Annotated in this window: 12 protein-coding genes and 1 tRNA gene; 7 read left to right on the forward strand and 6 right to left on the reverse strand. The window is 71.3% G+C overall.

The window, feature by feature from the left end; all coding sequences use genetic code 11:
• Positions 1–33: 33 nt before the first annotated feature.
• The 5 genes from ACFO6V_RS18680 to ACFO6V_RS18700 all read right to left on the reverse strand — a co-directional run bounded on the left by ACFO6V_RS18680 (position 34) and on the right by ACFO6V_RS18700 (position 6,789).
• On the reverse strand, positions 34–987 hold the full coding sequence (locus tag ACFO6V_RS18680; RefSeq protein WP_377137833.1) for a phosphotransferase: 954 nt from the start codon (positions 985–987) through the stop codon (positions 34–36).
• A 125-nt stretch (positions 988–1,112) separates the two neighbouring features.
• Positions 1,113–2,795, reverse strand: coding sequence for an energy-dependent translational throttle protein EttA (gene ettA, locus ACFO6V_RS18685; RefSeq protein WP_377137835.1), 1,683 nt, complete (start codon positions 2,793–2,795; stop codon positions 1,113–1,115).
• Between the two features lie 129 nt (positions 2,796–2,924).
• Positions 2,925–3,479 carry a single-stranded DNA-binding protein gene (locus ACFO6V_RS18690; protein ID WP_377137837.1) on the reverse strand — a complete coding sequence of 185 codons (555 nt, stop codon included), beginning with the start codon at positions 3,477–3,479 and terminating at the stop codon, positions 2,925–2,927.
• Between the two features lie 53 nt (positions 3,480–3,532).
• Positions 3,533–5,113 carry a GTP-binding protein gene (locus ACFO6V_RS18695; RefSeq protein ID WP_377137839.1) on the reverse strand — a complete coding sequence of 527 codons (1,581 nt, stop codon included), beginning with the start codon at positions 5,111–5,113 and terminating at the stop codon, positions 3,533–3,535.
• Positions 5,110–6,789, reverse strand: coding sequence for a GTPase (locus tag ACFO6V_RS18700; RefSeq protein ID WP_377137841.1), 1,680 nt, complete (start codon positions 6,787–6,789; stop codon positions 5,110–5,112). The genes ACFO6V_RS18695 and ACFO6V_RS18700 overlap by 4 nt, the downstream gene beginning before the upstream one ends.
• A gap of 287 nt (positions 6,790–7,076) precedes the next feature.
• Here ACFO6V_RS18700 and ACFO6V_RS18705 point away from each other — a divergent pair, with 287 nt between their 5' ends.
• A complete protein-coding gene (locus tag ACFO6V_RS18705) occupies positions 7,077–9,503 on the forward strand; it encodes a glycoside hydrolase family 95 protein (RefSeq protein WP_377137843.1) in 2,427 nt (808 codons plus the stop codon).
• Positions 9,504–9,564: 61 nt separating this feature from the next.
• Here ACFO6V_RS18705 and ACFO6V_RS18710 read toward each other — a convergent pair.
• A tRNA-Arg gene (locus tag ACFO6V_RS18710) sits at positions 9,565–9,638 on the reverse strand.
• A gap of 125 nt (positions 9,639–9,763) precedes the next feature.
• On the opposite strand from ACFO6V_RS18710, the gene ACFO6V_RS18715 reads away from it, so the two are divergent.
• The 6 genes from ACFO6V_RS18715 to ACFO6V_RS18740 all read left to right on the forward strand — a co-directional run bounded on the left by ACFO6V_RS18715 (position 9,764) and on the right by ACFO6V_RS18740 (position 17,023).
• Positions 9,764–10,648 carry an alpha/beta fold hydrolase gene (locus ACFO6V_RS18715; protein ID WP_377137845.1) on the forward strand — a complete coding sequence of 295 codons (885 nt, stop codon included), beginning with the start codon at positions 9,764–9,766 and terminating at the stop codon, positions 10,646–10,648.
• A gap of 26 nt (positions 10,649–10,674) precedes the next feature.
• Entirely contained in the window at positions 10,675–11,373 is a 699-nt protein-coding gene (locus ACFO6V_RS18720; RefSeq protein ID WP_377137847.1) for an RraA family protein, read from the forward strand.
• Positions 11,374–11,440: 67 nt separating this feature from the next.
• Positions 11,441–12,586, forward strand: a complete 1,146-nt coding sequence (locus ACFO6V_RS18725) for a winged helix DNA-binding domain-containing protein (RefSeq protein ID WP_377137849.1) — start codon at positions 11,441–11,443, stop codon at positions 12,584–12,586.
• A gap of 189 nt (positions 12,587–12,775) precedes the next feature.
• Positions 12,776–14,380 carry an ATP-dependent DNA ligase gene (locus ACFO6V_RS18730; protein WP_377137851.1) on the forward strand — a complete coding sequence of 535 codons (1,605 nt, stop codon included), beginning with the start codon at positions 12,776–12,778 and terminating at the stop codon, positions 14,378–14,380.
• Between the two features lie 109 nt (positions 14,381–14,489).
• The gene (locus tag ACFO6V_RS18735) at positions 14,490–15,797 is read left to right on the forward strand and encodes a cytochrome P450 family protein (protein ID WP_377137853.1); all 1,308 of its coding nucleotides are present in this window, start codon (positions 14,490–14,492) and stop codon (positions 15,795–15,797) included.
• Positions 15,794–17,023 carry a sulfotransferase family protein gene (locus ACFO6V_RS18740; RefSeq protein WP_377137855.1) on the forward strand — a complete coding sequence of 410 codons (1,230 nt, stop codon included), beginning with the start codon at positions 15,794–15,796 and terminating at the stop codon, positions 17,021–17,023. The genes ACFO6V_RS18735 and ACFO6V_RS18740 overlap by 4 nt, the downstream gene beginning before the upstream one ends.
• The last annotated feature ends 10 nt before the right edge of the window (positions 17,024–17,033 follow it).

The raw sequence follows: 17,033 nt of genomic DNA on the forward strand, positions 1-17,033 counted from the left end.
ATCACAGCCAGCGGTCCGTGACCTGCGAAGAGGTCAGAAACCGAGCCTGGTCTGCAGCCAGGAGACCGCGGTACGCGCCAACCGGTGCTGGTAGGAACGCAGCTCCGGCATCTCGGGCGGCGGCGGGTCCATCGACGACTTGAGGTAGTAGCCGGCGAGCGCCGCGATCCAGCAGGTCACGGCATCGGCTTCGGTGCCGGGCGGCAGGCCGTACCGGCGCAGCGTCGCCTCGGGCGGGGGCCCGTCGCTGGTCCGGACGTGCACCAGCATCGAGATCAGGTCGAGGTAGGGAGCGGCGACGCTGCCCCGGATCCAGTCCGAGACCAGCGGCTTCTCGTCCGGCGCGGCGGGCAGCATCACGTTCTGCACGCGCAGCGCGCCGTGCTGCAGGCTCTTGCCCGCGATCGCGTCCGGGGCGTGCGAGGCGATCTCCGCGAGGCCGTCCAGGCGGTGTGCCAGCCAGGGCGAATGGTTCACGAGCCCTGCGGGCCGGGTGTCCGCGAGGATCTCCCACGAGTTGGTGGGAAACACCTTCTCCTCGGGCAGGAACATCGGATCGTCGGGCGCCTCGATCTCACCGATCGAACGGATCACCCGGATCAGGGACTCGACGTCCTCCTCCGGCCAGGAGAGGTCGATCGGCCGCACGTTGGGCCGCATCGAGTAGCCGACCACCACCCAGGTACCGAGGGTGGGCAGCACCTCGTCGATCGACCACATGAGCTCAGGGTGGGGCGCTGCGTCCGGCAGGAGCGGCGAGAGCGCGATCTCCTGGCGAAGAAAGTTCAGCGGTTCAGGCTTCTCCGTACCCAGCACCTTGACGAAGGTGTCGCCCTTGGTCGTCTGCACATGAAACTGCGCACCCGGGAGGATCCCGGACTCCTCCGGATGCTTGGCGGCGATCACGCGCGCGCCGAGCAGATGGGTGATGCGGTCTCGCAGCGGGGGCGGAAGGTCACGCCACCCGGGTCGTAGGGCAGGGCTCACTGCGGCATCTTGTCGAAGATGTCCTAATGCGGCAAGGATGACCTTTTTTGCATGTATATCTTTCAACGTGGAAGAGGGCTGTGGTCGGCGTCTGGACGCCGACCACAGCCCTCAAACATCACCCGTCAGTCGCGGGTCAGCTTGCGGTACGTGACCCGGTGCGGACGCGCCGCGTCCGCGCCCAGGCGCTCGACCTTGTTGGCCTCGTACGACTCGAAGTTGCCCTCGAACCAGTACCAGTTCGCCGGGTTCTCCTCGGTGCCCTCGTACGCGAGGATGTGCGTCACCACGCGGTCGAGGAACCACCGGTCGTGAGAGACCACGACGGCGCAGCCGGGGAACTCGAGCAGAGCGTTCTCCAGGGAACCGAGGGTCTCGACGTCGAGGTCGTTGGTGGGCTCGTCGAGGAGCAGCAGGTTGCCGCCCTGCTTGAGCGTCAGCGCCAGGTTGAGGCGGTTGCGCTCACCACCGGAGAGCACGCCGGCCGGCTTCTGCTGGTCCGGGCCCTTGAACCCGAACGACGCGACGTACGCACGCGACGGGATCTCCACGTTGCCGACCTTGATGAAGTCGAGCCCGTCGGACACGACCTCCCACAGGGTCTTCTTCGGGTCGATGCCACCGCGCGACTGGTCGACGTACGAGATCGAGACGGTCTCGCCGACCTTGAGGTTGCCGCCGTCGAGCGGCTCCAGCCCCACGATGGTCTTGAACAGCGTGGTCTTACCCACACCGTTCGGGCCGATGACGCCGACGATGCCGTTACGCGGCAGCGTGAACGACAGGCCGTCGATGAGCACGCGGTCGTCGAAGCCCTTCTTGAGGTTCTCGGCGTCCAGCACCAGCGAGCCCAGACGCGGGCCCGCGGGGATCTGGATCTCCTCGAAGTCGAGCTTCCTCGTGCGGTCCGCCTCGGCGGCCATCTCCTCGTACCGGGCCAGTCGGGCCTTCGACTTGGTCTGGCGACCCTTGGCGTTGGACCGCACCCACTCCAGCTCCTCCTTGAGGCGCTTGGAGAGCTTGGCGTCCTTCTTGCCCTGGACCTCGAGACGTGCCTGCTTCTTCTCGAGGTAGGTCGAGTAGTTGCCCTCGTACGGGTAGAGGCGGCCGCGGTCGATCTCGCAGATCCACTCCGCGACGTGGTCGAGGAAGTACCGGTCGTGCGTGACGGCGAGCACGGCACCGGCGTAGCCGGCGAGGTGCTGCTCGAGCCACAGCACGGACTCGGCGTCGAGGTGGTTGGTGGGCTCGTCGAGGAGCAGCAGGTCGGGCTTCTCCAGGAGCAGCTTGCAGAGCGCGACCCGGCGACGCTCACCACCGGAGAGCACCGACACGTCGGCGTCCGGCGGCGGGCAGCGCAGCGCGTCCATCGCCTGCTCGAGCTGGGAGTCGAGGTCCCACGCGTCGGCCGCGTCGATGTCCTCCTGCAGCGTGCCCATCTCGGCGAGCAGCGCGTCGAAGTCGGCGTCGGGCTCGGCCATGAGGGCGGAGATCTCGTCGAACCGCGCCTTCTTGGCCAGGATCTCGCCGACGGCCTCCTGGACGTTGCCCAGGACCGTCTTCTCCTCGTTCAGCGGCGGCTCCTGCAGCAGGATGCCGACGGTGAAACCGGGCGAGAGCCGTGCCTCGCCGTTCGACGGCGTGTCCAGCCCGGCCATGATCTTGAGGATCGTCGACTTACCGGCACCGTTCGGTCCGACGACGCCGATCTTCGCGCCGGGCAGGAAGTTCAGCGACACGTCATCGAGGATGACCTTGTCGCCGTGCGCCTTGCGCGCCTTGTACATGGAGTAGATGTATTCAGCCACTGCCTGTGTTCCACCGTTCACAGAAGGTACTTCGGATTGGGGTCGCTCACGCGGAGCGGGTGCCGGGTCGCCCCTGCGCGGAGGTTCACCCCCGGCACCCGCGGTCCGCGGAGCACGACTGGCCCCAGCCTACGCGTTCACCAGCTCGCGCTGCCCGACGCCGGCGTCGTCACCCTGGTCGTCCTCGTCACCCAGGAGGTCGGCGACGCTCCTGGAGCCCAGGGCGTCGAGGGCGAACGGGTCGGCGTCGCCCGGCCGCGTCGCGGCCAGCTCACCGCGGTCCACCGGGGTGACCGGGGCGCCGTCGGGCACCGTGTCGTGGTGCACCACCCGCGTGAACCCGACCTTGCCACGGGTCGCGTCGACGCCGATTGCCGTCGCGACGATCACCAGCCCCGTGCGCTGCTCACCCTCGGAGCCGGTCCACTCCTCGACCTCGAGCCGCCCCGTGACGACCACCGGGATGCCCTTGTGCACGGACTCGACCACGTTCGCCGCGGCCGCCCGCCAGGCCTTGACCGTGAACCACAGCGTCGCGCCGTCGGTCCAGTCGCCGTTCTCGTTCACGTAGCGCCGGGTGCTGGCCATGCGGAACGTGGACCACTGCAGGTTCTTGGCCGCGTTCACGTGCAGAGCCGGCGTACTGCCGACATTGCCCGACACGGTCACCGTGACGTCGTTCATCTCAGGCCTCCTGGGTCTCCGGACCGGCCCGAGCGGCCGGTCCGTACCCAGCATCAGGCGCGAGCGATACGCAGATCCGACAGCTGGACCGTACCTGTGGACGGAACCCGCATCCGCTGCCCTGTGGTCGCGTTCTCTTCCAGGCGGAGCGGTGCGGAGGGTCCGTCGTCCCGTGCACTCTGTGCGAGCTCGCGCACCGCGCGGTGCTCGTCGAGCAGCTTCTGGGTGGGCACGCCCAGGGTCTGCTGCAGCACTCGTTCGAGCGCCGCCCGGCCCGACGCGATGACGCCCTGCGCCCGCCGGGCGGCCAGCGCCCGACGCAGCTGCACCGCCACGAGGAACACCACCAGTGCGGCTGCCGCCGCCACGACGGCGAGCACACCGAGGACGGTCGTCCAGGTCTCGCCCACCGGCAGGAGGCCCATCGCGGCCAGCACCGTCGCGATCCCGAGCACCACGGCGACCAGCACCGACCCGAGCGCGAGCCGGCGGGTGAGCGGCTGCGTCGTCGGACCGCGGGTGTCCAGGGTGACGCCCTGCAGCGCCGTCGAGACGGCGGCGGCGACCTCCGACGCGCCCGCGACGCTCGCCCCGAGCGACCGGCGCCAGCCGGGCTTGAGCGACTCCCCCGCGCCGTTGAGCCAGCGCGCCCGCGACAGCGCTATCGAGTCGGGGTCGGGCGCACGGAACTCGGGCGAGCCGTACCCGTTGCGCACCGCGGCCCCGACCTGCGCCGCGACCGACTCCAGCCCCGCCGCCCGCGACAGGGCGTCCACCTCGCGCTCGAGCACCGTGTCGATGTGCCAGGGCACCTCTGCCGGCGTCTGGCTCAGCAGCAGGGTCGCCGCGGCGTCCAGCTCGCCCGCCGCCCGGCCCGCCGAGACCGAGCGGCGCGCGACCGTCTGCTCGAGGAGCCCGCGCAGGTCGGCGATGCCGATGTCCGTCTTCGTCGACGCCGCGACCACCGGGACGTTCTCCAGACCGTCGTCCCGCAGCAGCCGCTTCACATCGTTGACCAGGTTGTTCCGCTGCCCTACCGGAACCGTGTCGATCTGGTTGAGGACCACCACGGTCGAGGCCTGCATGCCCGACGAGTCACGCAGGTAGCCCGTGTGCAGGGCGTCGTCCGCGTACTTCTGCGGATCGACCACCCAGACGAGCAGGTCGACCAGCGGCAGCACCCTGTCCACCACGTCCCGGTGACCGGGCGCCACGGAGTCGTGGTCGGGCAGGTCCAGCAGCACCAGCCCGGCAAGGCTCGCCTCGTCCGCCGCGTCGAGCTCGCCGGACCGGGTGATGCGGCGCTCACGCTCCACGCCGAGCCAGTCGAGCAGCGGCGCGGCGTCGTCGCTCCACGAGCACGCCGTGACCTTCGCCGTGGTCGGGCGCTTCACGCCGACGTCGGCGAACGTGAGGCGGGAGATCTTGTTGAACGTGCTCGACTTGCCCGAGCCGGTGCCGCCCGCGAGCGCCACCACCGTGTGGTCGACGCCGAGCGCGAGCCGTTCGCGCACGCCCGCGACGGAGCTCGCGACCTTGCCGAAGACTGCGTCGTCGAGGCGTGATCCCGCGATCTGGAGAGCGCGTCCGAGGTCCTCGGTGCGTGCGCTCAGTGTCGCGTCGTGGCTCGTCATGTCAGCCTCCTGAGCTCGGCCAGCCGCACGCGGAGCGGAGCGGCCGCGTCGTCGGCTAAGGCGGGGACGTCAAGGGCACTCTGGACAGAACGGGCCTCTTCCGCAACCGCTAGCGTCACCTTTTCCGCAAGTTCGCCCTGAAGTTCCTCGATGGCCTCGCCCGCTGTCTCGCCGAGGACCCGGTCGACGAGGTGCGCGGCATCCTCGTTCCCGAGCGCGGTGGCGAGCAGCAGGGTGGCGAGGCCGGTGTCGCCGAACGCCTTCCGGGCGCCGGCCGCGCGGGCCGCGGCATCCGGTTCGGAGCTCTCGGCGGCGGTGACGTCGAGGCGCCCGACGATGTCGTCCGCGTGCCCGGACCACTCGGCGGCAGTCGCCTGGCCCCAGGCGAGGCGGTCCTTGGCGCGAGCCGTGCCGTTCGGGAGGATCGTCTCCCCGGCGGGCGGCGCGCCCGGGCCGGTGAGGGCGCCGCGCAGGCTCTCCTCGGTGCGGACGCCGGCCGCCACGAAGGACCGGGCGGTGGTGGCCTCGACCTCCTCGCGCAGCCGGACGAGCGCTGCCTCGCGGGCTCTGCCCGCGCGTTTGGTGGTCCGTGCGACGCCGTCACGGACGGTGACGCGGGAGATGCGGTCGGTACTGACGAGCTCGGTGAACCGTGCGGCGACGGTGCCCTCGCCCGCCGCACCGGACAGGACGGCGGTGCGGGCGGCCAGCTGCTCGTCCGGGACCACCGAGTCGACGGCGCTGCGCAGGTCGAACGCGGCGGTTCCCTGGTCCTCCACGGCCGCGACCAGCCCCATCACCCATTCGGGGAGGGCACCGAGGGCGCCCTTGAGCGTGCGCAGGATGATGGTGCGTGAGCGCTCGGGCCCGGCCATCAGGCCGAGCCAGCGCTGGATGGGCTCCACCAGCTTCGGGTCGAGCAGCCCTTCGTGGGGGCCGACGTCCGGCACGATGAACAGCGGGACGTCCTTCATCCCCCGCTCCTTCATCCGCGAGTTGAGGTCCGCGCGGATGGTCGTGAGGGTTTCCTTCGGCACCCGGTTGAGCACCATGGCGACGCTCGCGCCACGCTCCTTCGCGCGGTCCAGGGCCTGCCACGGCAGGGCGTCGCCGTACCGGGCCGCAGTGGTGACGAACAGCCAGAGGTCTGCCGCTTCGAGCAGCTGGTGGGCCGTTGAGCGGTTCTCCGACAGGAACGAGTCGAGGTCCGGAGCGTCCATCAGCGCGGTTCCGCGCGGCACGCCCTCGTGCTTGACCAGCCGGGCCAGCTCGGTGACGGGTCCCGGGGTGAGCGTGTCGACGTCTCGCGGGTGCACTCCCACCACCGGCTCGCGGGTGGTGGGCCGCAGCACGCCGGCCTCGGACACCTCCTCGCGCAGGAGGCTGTTGAACAGGGTGGACTTGCCGGCACCCGTGGAGCCCGCCAGCACGACGACGGCGGGGCTGGACAGCTCGGCGAGGCGCGGCAGCAGGTGTTCGTCGAGCTGCGCCAGGAGTCTCATCCGGGAGGCTTCTGCTTCTTCGGCACTGTCGATGGGAAGGGGCAGGGTCGCGGCGGCGACGTCGCGGCGCAGATCTCGTACGACGTCGTGCACCGTGAAGCCGAGCTGCTCCGCAACGTTCGGGTCCACACCACCCCGACGGCCGAGCACTGCGGAGCGTGTTCCTGGAGTCACGGCTTCATCCTGATTGGTAAAGAACGTTCTGCCAAGCCGTGCACCACTGTTGGTATGCAAGAGCGCAGGTTTGCAGGCACTCCCGAGCCGTGTGGTACAGCGCGCAGGGAGGGGTGAGGCGGGACCGCGACGGGTCCGGAGCTCGACGTCCAGAAGGTTGGATCTTTGAGCCGCGACATCTGTGGTGTGCGGTTGGATTGGCCGGGGAAATGGGATGCTTGACCCGATACGTCATATCTTTGTAGATTTGTCACGCTCGCGCTGATGACGTCCAACGGAGGACCCAGATGCCAGACGTGACAAGACGACAAGCCATCAAGGTCGGTGCCGTCGGCGCGGGGGGCCTGCTGCTGCCCCTGCAGTGGACGGCGACCGCACGCGCGTCGTCCGTCCCCCCACCCGAGGTCCAGGCCGCCGGCGACCTGGCGCTCTGGTACGACGAGCCGGCGGGCGACGACTGGCTCCGCGCGCTGCCCCTGGGCAACGGCCGGCTGGGCGCCATGGTCTTCGGGAACCCCGGGACCGAACGACTGCAGCTCAACGAGGACACGATCTGGGCCGGAGGGCCGCACGACTCAGCGAACCCCGAGGCGCTGGCCGCGCTCCCCGAGGTGCGCCGGCTCGTCTTCGAGGACCGCTGGGCCGAGGCACAGGACCTCGTCAACGAGCACATGCTCAGCAGGCCCGTGGGCCAGCTCGCCTACCAGACCGTCGGCAACCTGCGCCTCGCCGTGCCCGGTACGAGCGGGGCCACCGAGTACTACCGGCAGCTCGACCTGACGACGGCCACGGCCCTGACCAGCTTCGTCGTCGGGGGTGTGCACTACCGACGGGAGACGTTCGTCAGCTCGCCGGACCAGGTCGTCGTCATGCGGCTGACGGCCGACGCGCCGGGATCCATCTCGTTCACCGCCGCGTTCGACAGCCCCCAGCGGACCACGACGGCCAGCCCCGACGCCGCGACCATCGTGCTGGACGGGGTGTCCAGCGACCAGGAGGGGATCCCCGGCCAGGTCAGGTTCCTGGCGGCGGCGCGCGTCGTCGCCGACGGCGGGAGCGTGAGCAGCGCGGACGGCCGGCTGACCGTCTCAGGTGCGGACAGCGTGCTGCTCCTCGTCTCGGTCGGCAGCAGCTACGTGGACCACACCGACGTCGGTGGCGACCACGAGGGCATCGCGGCGCGCCACCTCGAGGCCGCCGCCGGCAGGCCGTTCGACGAGCTGCGCGGCCGGCACGTCGCGGAGTACAAGGAGCTGTTCGACCGGACGACCCTGGACCTCGGGCGCACGGCGGCCGCCGACCAGCCGACCGACGTCCGGATCGCCCAGCACGGCGCCGTCGACGACCCGCAGTTCTCCGCGCTGCTGTTCCAGTACGGCCGGTACCTGCTGATCTCGTCGTCACGGCCGGGCACGCAGCCCGCGAACCTCCAGGGCATCTGGAACCACGAGCTGTTCCCCGCGTGGGACTCCAAGTACACGATCAACGCCAACCTGCCGATGAACTACTGGCCGGCGGACACCACGAACCTGTCCGAGTGCTTTCAGCCGGTGTTCTCGATGATCGACGACCTCACGATCACCGGCGCGCGCACGGCCGAGGTGCAGTACGGCGCGGGCGGCTGGGTGACGCACCACAACACGGACGGCTGGCGGGGGACGTCGGTGGTCGACGGCGCGCTCTGGGGGATGTGGCAGACGGGCGGGGCGTGGCTCGCCACGACGATCTGGGACCACTACCAGTTCACTGGCGACGCGGACTTCCTCCGCGAGCACTACCCCGCGATGCGGGGCGCGGCGCAGTTCTTCCTCGACACGCTCGTGGAGGAGCCGAACCTCGGCTACCTCGTCACCAACCCGTCGAACTCGCCCGAGCTCCCCCACCACACCAACGCCAGCGTCGCGGCCGGCCCGACGATGGACAACCAGATCCTCACCGACCTGTTCACCGGGTGCGCGAAGGCGAGCGAGGTGCTCGGGGTCGATGCCGACTTCCGTGCGCGGGTGCTCGCCACCCGGGAGCGCCTGGCCCCCATGACGATCGGCTCACGCGGCAACATCCAGGAGTGGCTCCACGACTGGGTCGAGACCGAGCGCACGCACCGCCACGTCTCGCACCTCTACGGCCTGCATCCCAGCAACCAGATCACCCGGCGCAGCACCCCCGAGCTCTTCGAGGCGGCGAAGCGGACGCTGGAGCTTCGCGGCGACGACGGCACGGGCTGGTCATTGGCCTGGAAGATCAACTTCTGGGCCCGGCTCGAGGAGGGCGGACGCGCTCACGACCTCATCAAGTACCTCGTCACACCGGCCCGGCTCGCGCCCAACATGTTCGACCTGCACCCGCCGTTCCAGATCGACGGCAACTTCGGCGCCACCGGAGGGATCGCCGAGATGCTGGTGCAGAGCCATACGGGCGAGGTGCACCTGCTGCCCGCGCTGCCGGCGGCGTGGCCCGACGGCAGTGTCGACGGCCTCCGGGCACGCGGCGGGCACACCGTCGGGGCGACATGGAGCGCCGGGCAGGCCGACGAGTACCGGATCACCCCCGACCGGGACGGCACGATCACCCTGCGCGGCGAGCTCTTCACCGGCCGGTTCGCGGTGCTCGACGTCACCAGGGGCCGGCGCGCCAGGACCACGCGGACAGCTGCCGACGTGATCGATCTGACCGGCCAGGGCGGACACACCTATCGCGCCTACGCCCGGCGGTGAGCGCGCCGGCTGTGGCAGGGAGCAGGGACCCCGCCACAGCCGGCGTCGCCACGCTCTTGGGTGCCCCCGGCAGGATTCGAACCCGCGACCTAGTCATTAGAAGTGACCCGCTCTATCCAACTGAGCTACGGAGGCAAGCCTGCCGAGTTTAGCCCAGGTCGGGCTGGTCTTGACCATAACAATTCACGCACCAGGCAGTAGTTGTCCGGCCGGACGCCGTGCCGCGCGATAATGGCGCTCGACCTGCTGAAGGAGCCCACGTGACCGACCTCTTCGACGCCGGCACCGACCTGACCGTCTCCGGCGGCCCGGTGCGGCTGTACCGGGCCGGCGACACGGGACCGCCGCTGCTCCTGCTGCACGGCGCGATGCTGGACACGGCCCAGGGTGTGTGGCGCCGCGTCGCGCAGGCACTGGCGGCCGACTACCGCGTGCACGTCATCGACCTGCCCCGGCACGGCAGCAGCCGGCCCTGGCACGGAGTGCTCGACGACGCCTTCTACCGCCGCTTCCTCGACGACCTGCTGGACGCCCTGGACCTGCCGCGGACGGCGATCATCGGGCTGTCGATGGGCGGCGGCATCGCTACCGGCTACGCGCTGGACCACCCCGAGCGGGTCAGCTCCCTGATCGCCGTCGGCCCCGGGGGAATCGAAGCCCGGCGTCCGGCACAGTTCCTCACCTGGCTGTTCCTGCGCACTCCCGGAGCTATGCGGCTGACCAGCCGGTACCTCGCCAGGCGTCCGGAGCTGGTCCGGCGCTCCATGACCACCAGCCTCACCGCCGGCGCGGACACCCCTGACTTCGAGGACATCGTCCGTCTGGCCGTCGAGGAGGCCCGTGCCAAGGACGCGCACGGCGAACCAGGACTCGACGACTGGCAGACCCAGGCCTACGGACCGTTCGCCATGCGGCTGAACCTCCTGCCCGACCTACCGAGGCTGGCCGTCCCGACGCTGTGGGTCCGGGGCGACCAGGACACGCTCGTGGGGGGCGCCGAGCTGTCCGCGGCGGCCGCAGCTGCCCCCGGCTCGCGCCTGGTCACGGTCGCGGGGGCCGGGCACATCGTCACCTACGACCAGCCCGAGGAGTTCATCAGGCTGGCCCGGGAGTTCCTCGCCGCGACGCTCGACCCCCGCCCGTAGCCGCCCGACGGAGGAGACCGACCGACGTGCTCGATCTGCAAGGTGCGTACCTCGACCTGACCACACCCCATGTCGCCGACGCGATGGTGCGCCTCGGTGTTCCCGTCCGGCAGGCGCCCGCCGGTGTCCGTCCGCTGTGGGAGGGAGCGCGCGTCGTCGGCCGTGCTCGCCCGGCCCGGCACGTCGGCAGCGTCGACGTGTTCCTCGAGGCGATCGAGCTGGCCGAGCCCGGCGACGTCCTCGTGGTCGACAACGAAGGCCGGACGTACGAGGCATGCGTCGGAGACCTCGTCACGCTCGAGGTCCAGCGCGCCGGACTCGACGGGATCGTGATCTGGGGGCTGCACCGCGACTCCCGCGACCTGCGCACGATCCACCTGCCGGTGTTCAGCCAGGGCGCCGTCCCTGCCGGGCCGCAGCGCCTCGACGCCCTGCCCGCGGACGCCCTGACCGCGGCACGGTTCGGTGACCACACGGTCACCGGCGACGACCTCGTGCTGGGCGATGACGACGGCGTGCTGTTCCTGCCCCTCGATCGCGCCACCGAGATCGCGGAGCTCGCGGCGACCATCCGCGACACCGAACGCCGCCAGGCGATACGCATGAACCTCGGCACCAGCCTCCGCGAGCAGACCCGGTTCACCGAGTACCTCGCCGCACGCGACCGCGACGGCATGACCTTCCGCCAGCACCTCCGTGCCATCGGTGGGGCCATCGAGGAGTAGGCAAGCGCTCCGGCCCGGACGGCCCGCCGGCCGGGTGAGTGTCAGACCTGCCCCGTAGCCTTCCCGCATGCCTTCCGGACCGACCGAGCTCTCGCCCGCAGCCGCGCGCCGGCTTCGCCTGCGCACGCAGAACCTCACCCTGCCCGACGGCGGCGCGGGTACCCCGGACCTGTCCCCCGCCGACGTCGTCCGCCGGATGGTCGCGCTCCAGGGCCAGGACCTGCCGGCCGTGCTGCGGGCGATCGCCGTCCGGTCCCGCCAGGGCACCACGCTGGACGACGTCCGCGCCGCGTTCGACGCCGGCGAGCTCGTGCGCGGGTGGACCCAGCGCGGCACCCTCTTCGCGACCACGCCGGGCGACCTCGCCGCGCTCCTCTCACTCACCGCCGCGCGCATGCTGCGCACGGGCCGCCGGGTCCGCGAGACCGAGGGCCTGGACGACGACGTGGTGGCCGGCGCCGAGGCGGTCGCCCTCGAAGCGCTCAGAGCATCACCCGACGGCGGCGGCATCTCGCGCACCGCGATGGTCGACCTGTGGCAGCAGGCAGGGATACCCATCGAGGGGCAGCGGGGCTACCACCTGATCGCCACCCTCGGGGTCCAGGGAGTGCTGCACTGGGGTCCGTTCGCGGGGGCGCAGCAGCTCATGGTCGAGTCACCGGGCGCGGGACTCGGCGGCATCCCTGCCGAGGAGCCGGACACGGCGCTGCGCCGCATCGCACGCGCGTACTTCGCCAGCCGAGGGCCGGCCACCACCGAGGATCTCGCGTGGTGGCTCGGCCTGCCCAAGGTGCCGGTGCGCAACGCCGTCGCCGCGCTGCGTGCGGAACGGCCAGAGGCCGTCGCCGAGGTGGTCGTCGACGGAAAGGTGATGCTCGTCGGGCAGCCGGCGAGCGGCGCCGACGCCGATCCGGCAGGCGGCTCCGACACCGATCTCGCCGAACCGTCCGGCGTGCTGCTCGTGCCGGGGTTCGACGAGATCGTCCTGGGCTACCAGGATCGCGAGCTGGTCGCGGACGCCGAGGCGATGCGCACCGTCGTCCCGTTCGTCAACGGAATCTTCCGCCCGGCGGTCCTCCTCGACGGGCGCGTGGTCGGGACCTGGCGCCGCGCACCCAAGTCGGGCGAGGCGCCGTTCGAGCTCGTGCCGGGAATCCAGGCGGACACCCGCGCCACGATCGAGGCCGCGGTCGCCGCCTGGCACCTGGGCTGACGTTTAGGTCCGGGGCGGCGAGCCGCCTGACCTGGTGGGCGCCTGGGAAACGCTGACCCGGCAAGAGGCGCCGAGATGACCATGCACTTGCTGCCAAGATCCAGCCCTCCCTGGCAGCAGGCGCATGGTCATTTGTGCGGCCAGCCGCAACGGAGCGGCGTCCCGACTGAGGACACGTCAAGATGGAGCATGCTGCTCGCCGAGGTCGCCGCCACGTCCGACGCCGTCGCCGCCACGCGCTCGCGCCTCGCCAAGCGCGGGGCGATCGCCGACCTGCTGCGCCGCACGGCCGCGGTCGACCAGGCCGGGTCCAGGGACGGCGAAGGCGGCACAGCCCGGACCGACACCGCCGACGACCTCGAGATAGTCGTCTCCTATCTCGCCGGCGCGCTCCGCCAGCGGCGCACCGGTCTCGGTTACGCGGCGCTGCGCGACCTGCCGCCCCCGGCGACGACGGCAACGCTCACGGTGCGCGACGTCGACGCTGCCTTCGCCGAGATGGCGGCCCTCGAAGGTCCGGGGTCCGCCCAGGCCCGCTCCACCGCGGCCGCGGACCTCTTCGCCGCCGCCACCGAGCGCGAGCAGGCTTTCCTCAGCGGCCTGGTCGCCGGCGAGCTGCGCCAGGGCGCGCTCGACTCGGTGGTGGTCGACGCCGTCGCCGAGGCCGCGGGCGCCCCCGCCGACGCCGTCCGCCGGGCCGTCATGATGCGCGGCGCGACCGGTCCGGTGGCGAGCGCTGCCCTCCTCGCGGAGGACCCGCTCGCAGTGCTGGCGACGTTCACGCTCGAGGTCGGGCGGCCGGTGCGGCCGATGCTCGCGGCGTCAGCGCCGAACATCGCGGCAGCCTTCGAGAAGCTGGGGGCCGGCGAGGACGGCCCGGAGCTCTGCGTCGACGTCAAGCTCGACGGCATCCGCATCCAGGTCCACCGCCTCGGCGACGACGTGCGCGTCGTCACGCGGTCCCTGGACGACATCACCGAGCGCGTGCCCGAGATCGTCGAGGTGGTCCGCGCGCTGCCGTCCGACCGCCTGGTGCTCGACGGCGAGGCGCTGGCCGTCGGCGAGGACGGCGTGCCAAGGCCGTTCCAGGAGACCGCCGCGCGGTCCGCGACCAAGGAGACGACGTCGGAGGTGGAGCTGGCCACCCAGCTGCAGCTCACCCCGTACTTCTTCGACGTGCTGCACGCCGACGGGCGCGACCTCGCCGACGTCCCGCTTCGTGGGCGCCTCGCCATGCTCGACGAGATCGCCGGGCCGCACACGGTGCGCCGGCTGGTCACGTCGGACCCAGAGGCCGCCGCCGAGTTCTTCGCGGGCGCGCTGCGCGAGGGCCAGGAGGGCGTGGTCGTGAAGTCGCTCGACGCCCCCTACGCGGCCGGACGCCGGGGCGCGGGCTGGGTGAAGGTCAAGCCGCGGCAGACCCTCGACCTCGTGGTGCTCGCGGTCGAGCGGGGCTCGGGTCGCCGGCAGGGCTGGCTGTCCAACATCCACCTGGGTGCGCGCGACCCGGAGGGCGGATTCGTGATGCTGGGCAAGACCTTCAAGGGCATGACCGACGAGATGCTGGAGTGGCAGACCGCGCGCTTCACCGAGCTCAAGACCGACGACAACGGCTGGGTGGTGACCGTCCGGCCGGAGCAGGTGGTGGAGATCGCGTTCGACGGCCTGCAGCGATCCACCCGTTATCCCGGTGGGCTCGCCCTGCGTTTCGCGCGGGTGCTGCGCTACCGCGACGACAAGAGCGCGGCCGAAGCCGACACGATAGTGGCGGTCCGGGCTCTCGCGGGCCACTGACCAGCGGGTAGCCCTTCACGAGTCCTGGCGACCTTCTCGACATACGCGCACATATCGGGCAAGGTTTGGCCGGAACCAGGAACCTGTACCCGACCCAGACGGGGACTCGATGAGCTCGACCATGATCGACGGCGTCACCGGCATCGGCGACACCGTCAGCGGTGATCCCGCCCACCGGCCCTTGAAGCTCGACGACCCGGCCACCGTCATGTCCATCACGGAGGTGACCGCGTCGCCCGACGCGGCAGCCGTGCATGCGCGACTCCGCGAGGAGTGGGGGGACGTCGCCCCCGTCGGGCTGGAGCCCGGTACCCGCGCGTGGCTCGTGACGGAGTACCGGACCATCGTCGCGATGGCCCGCGGCCAGTTTCCCCTCGCGACGGCTACCGGGACCTGGAACGGTCACGAGCAGCTGGGACCCGACGAGAACTCGCCACTGCTCCGACCGCTCGCGCCGGTCAGCCGCCCGACGGTCGAGCAGGCCGAGGCAGGCGTGCACGGCCGGCTCCGTACCCCGCTCGACGAGGTCCTCGGCGTGATCGACGACGCAGAGGTCGCCAAGACCACCCGTGACCGGTGCGAGGAGCTGATCGACAGCTTCGCCGCGACCGGCGTCGCCGACCTGGTGCGCGAGTACGTCGCGCCGATGCCGCACCTGACGCTGGGCGCGCTCCTCGGGTTCGACGCCGCGACCGCGAAGCAGGTGTTCGAGATCGCCACGCGACCGGCGTCGGAACGCTACGCCGCGGCGACCGTGCACGAGGTGAGCTTCCTGCTCAACGGGCAGACGGCGGCCCGCCGGCCGGACGGCACCCCCACTCCCGCCGGCCGGCTCGCACGGCACGCCGCCTACGAGAGCACCGCCGAGGCGGCGCTCGGCATCGTGTCGCTCACCGCCACCGCGGCCCTCGGGCTGCAGGCCTGGCTGGCGCAGACGCTCTACCTCTCCCTGACCGACGAACAGTTCGCCAGGCGGCTCGCGGGCGGACGGCTCGGGATCGACGAGGCGCTCGACGAGGTGCTGTGGAGCGCGCCGCCCGTGAGCTCGCTGGCGCCCCGGATCGCGGTCGAGGACTTCCTGCTGGACGGCAAGCTCGTGCAGAGCGGCGACGCGATGCTGCTCGCGGTAGGCGCACTCGGCTCGGACCCGAGCATCCGCGGCGAGGGTCCGTGGGACGGCTCCGGCAGCGGCGCCCACCTGGCCTTCGGGGTCGGCGCCCACGCCTGCCCCGCACCGCACCTGGCCCGCCTGATCGTCCGCACTGCGGCCGAGACGCTGCACCGCCGTCTCACACCCGCCCTCGCGCTGCGCGCGGACGAGCTCCGGTGGGCACCCGACTTCCGTTTCCGTCTGCTGGAGGCGCTCCCGGTCGCCTTCCGCCCAGAGCAGGACTCCGCACTCGAAGGGACATCGTGAGCAGCAACACCCGAGCCTCCAAGGTTCTCAACACCGTCCTCGCCCCCGCGATCCGCGGGCGGGAGGACCCAGCGGGCGCCTGGGCGAAGGCCGCCGCCGACGTCGAGAAGGACGCAGGCATCCAGGACCGCGAGCTCGCCGAAGGTCTCGGCAGGGTGTTCGGGAGCATCGCCGAGGAGCCCCGGCTGACGCCCGTCGGCTGGTTCTTCGCACTCGGCACGATCAAGGAGCGCTACGCCAACCGGCTGCGCATCAAGAAGCTGATCGCCGAGCGCTCGGAGATCGCCGACGAGCAGATCGTCAACCCGGTGTTCGTGCTCGGCCTGCCGCGAACCGCGACCACCCTTGCCCACAAGGTGCTCGCGGCGTCGCCCGACCACCGCGGGCCGCTCGCCTGGGAGATGCAGCACACGACTCTTGCCGACCCGGCGGTCGCCAAGCGGGAGATCAAGAAGTTCAACCAGAGCGCGCAGATGCTCACGAAGGTCTTCGCGCCAGGGCTGAAGCACATCCATCCGCTGGATGCCGAGAACCCGGAGGAGTCGCTGCTGCTCATGCCGCACGGCACCTTCTGGCCGCTGTTCCACGGCAGCATGCCCTCGTACCGTGCCTGGTACGCGCAGCGCAGCGAGGCAGAGCTGGCCACCGACTACGAGTGCCTCAAGCAGGGCCTGCAGGTGCTGCAGCACGGACGTCCGCCCAAGCGGTGGGTCGTGAAGTACCCTGCGCACCTGAACGACATGACGGTGATCCGGAAGGTCTTCCCGGACGCCACGTTCGTGTGGACGCACCGCGACCCGGGCACCGTCGTCGGCTCGGCGTGCAGCCTCGTCGAGACGCTGTGGGCGCCGTACCAGAAGGACCCGGACCCGCTGGAGGTCGGGCAGCTCATCATGGACTCGATGGTCACCTGGGTGAACAACGCCCTGGAGGCGCGGCTCAGCCTGCCGCCGTCGTCCATCGTGGACGTGCCGTACCACGCACTGAGCGCCGACCCGCACACGGAGGTGCCCCGGGTGTACGCGGCGATCGGGGCCACCTGGACGGCGAGCGACCAGGCGCAGCTCGACCAGGTGCTCGCCCGTCCGGCGGGTTCGAAGCCGCACCAGTACGACATGCGGCGCTACGGGCTGGAGCCGGACCAGGTGGACGAGGCCTTCGCGCCCTACCTGCGCCTGCTGAACACCTTCGACGTGCTGGACGCCGAGCCCAGGATCGAGATGTAGGGCAGGCCGG

The organism is Promicromonospora alba (assembly GCF_042654905.1).
Taxonomy (GTDB): Bacteria; Actinomycetota; Actinomycetes; order Actinomycetales; family Cellulomonadaceae; genus Promicromonospora; species Promicromonospora alba.

Coding starts and splice junctions, on each gene's coding strand:
- ACFO6V_RS18690 (WP_377137837.1), bottom strand. CDS start 3,479: ATGAACGACGTCACGGTGACCGTGTCGGGCAATGTCGGCAGTACGCCG.
- ACFO6V_RS18695 (WP_377137839.1), bottom strand. CDS start 5,113: ATGACGAGCCACGACGCGACACTGAGCGCACGCACCGAGGACCTCGGA.
- ACFO6V_RS18705 (WP_377137843.1), top strand. CDS start 7,077: ATGCCAGACGTGACAAGACGACAAGCCATCAAGGTCGGTGCCGTCGGC.
- ACFO6V_RS18725 (WP_377137849.1), top strand. CDS start 11,441: ATGCCTTCCGGACCGACCGAGCTCTCGCCCGCAGCCGCGCGCCGGCTT.
- ACFO6V_RS18730 (WP_377137851.1), top strand. CDS start 12,776: ATGCTGCTCGCCGAGGTCGCCGCCACGTCCGACGCCGTCGCCGCCACG.
- ACFO6V_RS18735 (WP_377137853.1), top strand. CDS start 14,490: ATGAGCTCGACCATGATCGACGGCGTCACCGGCATCGGCGACACCGTC.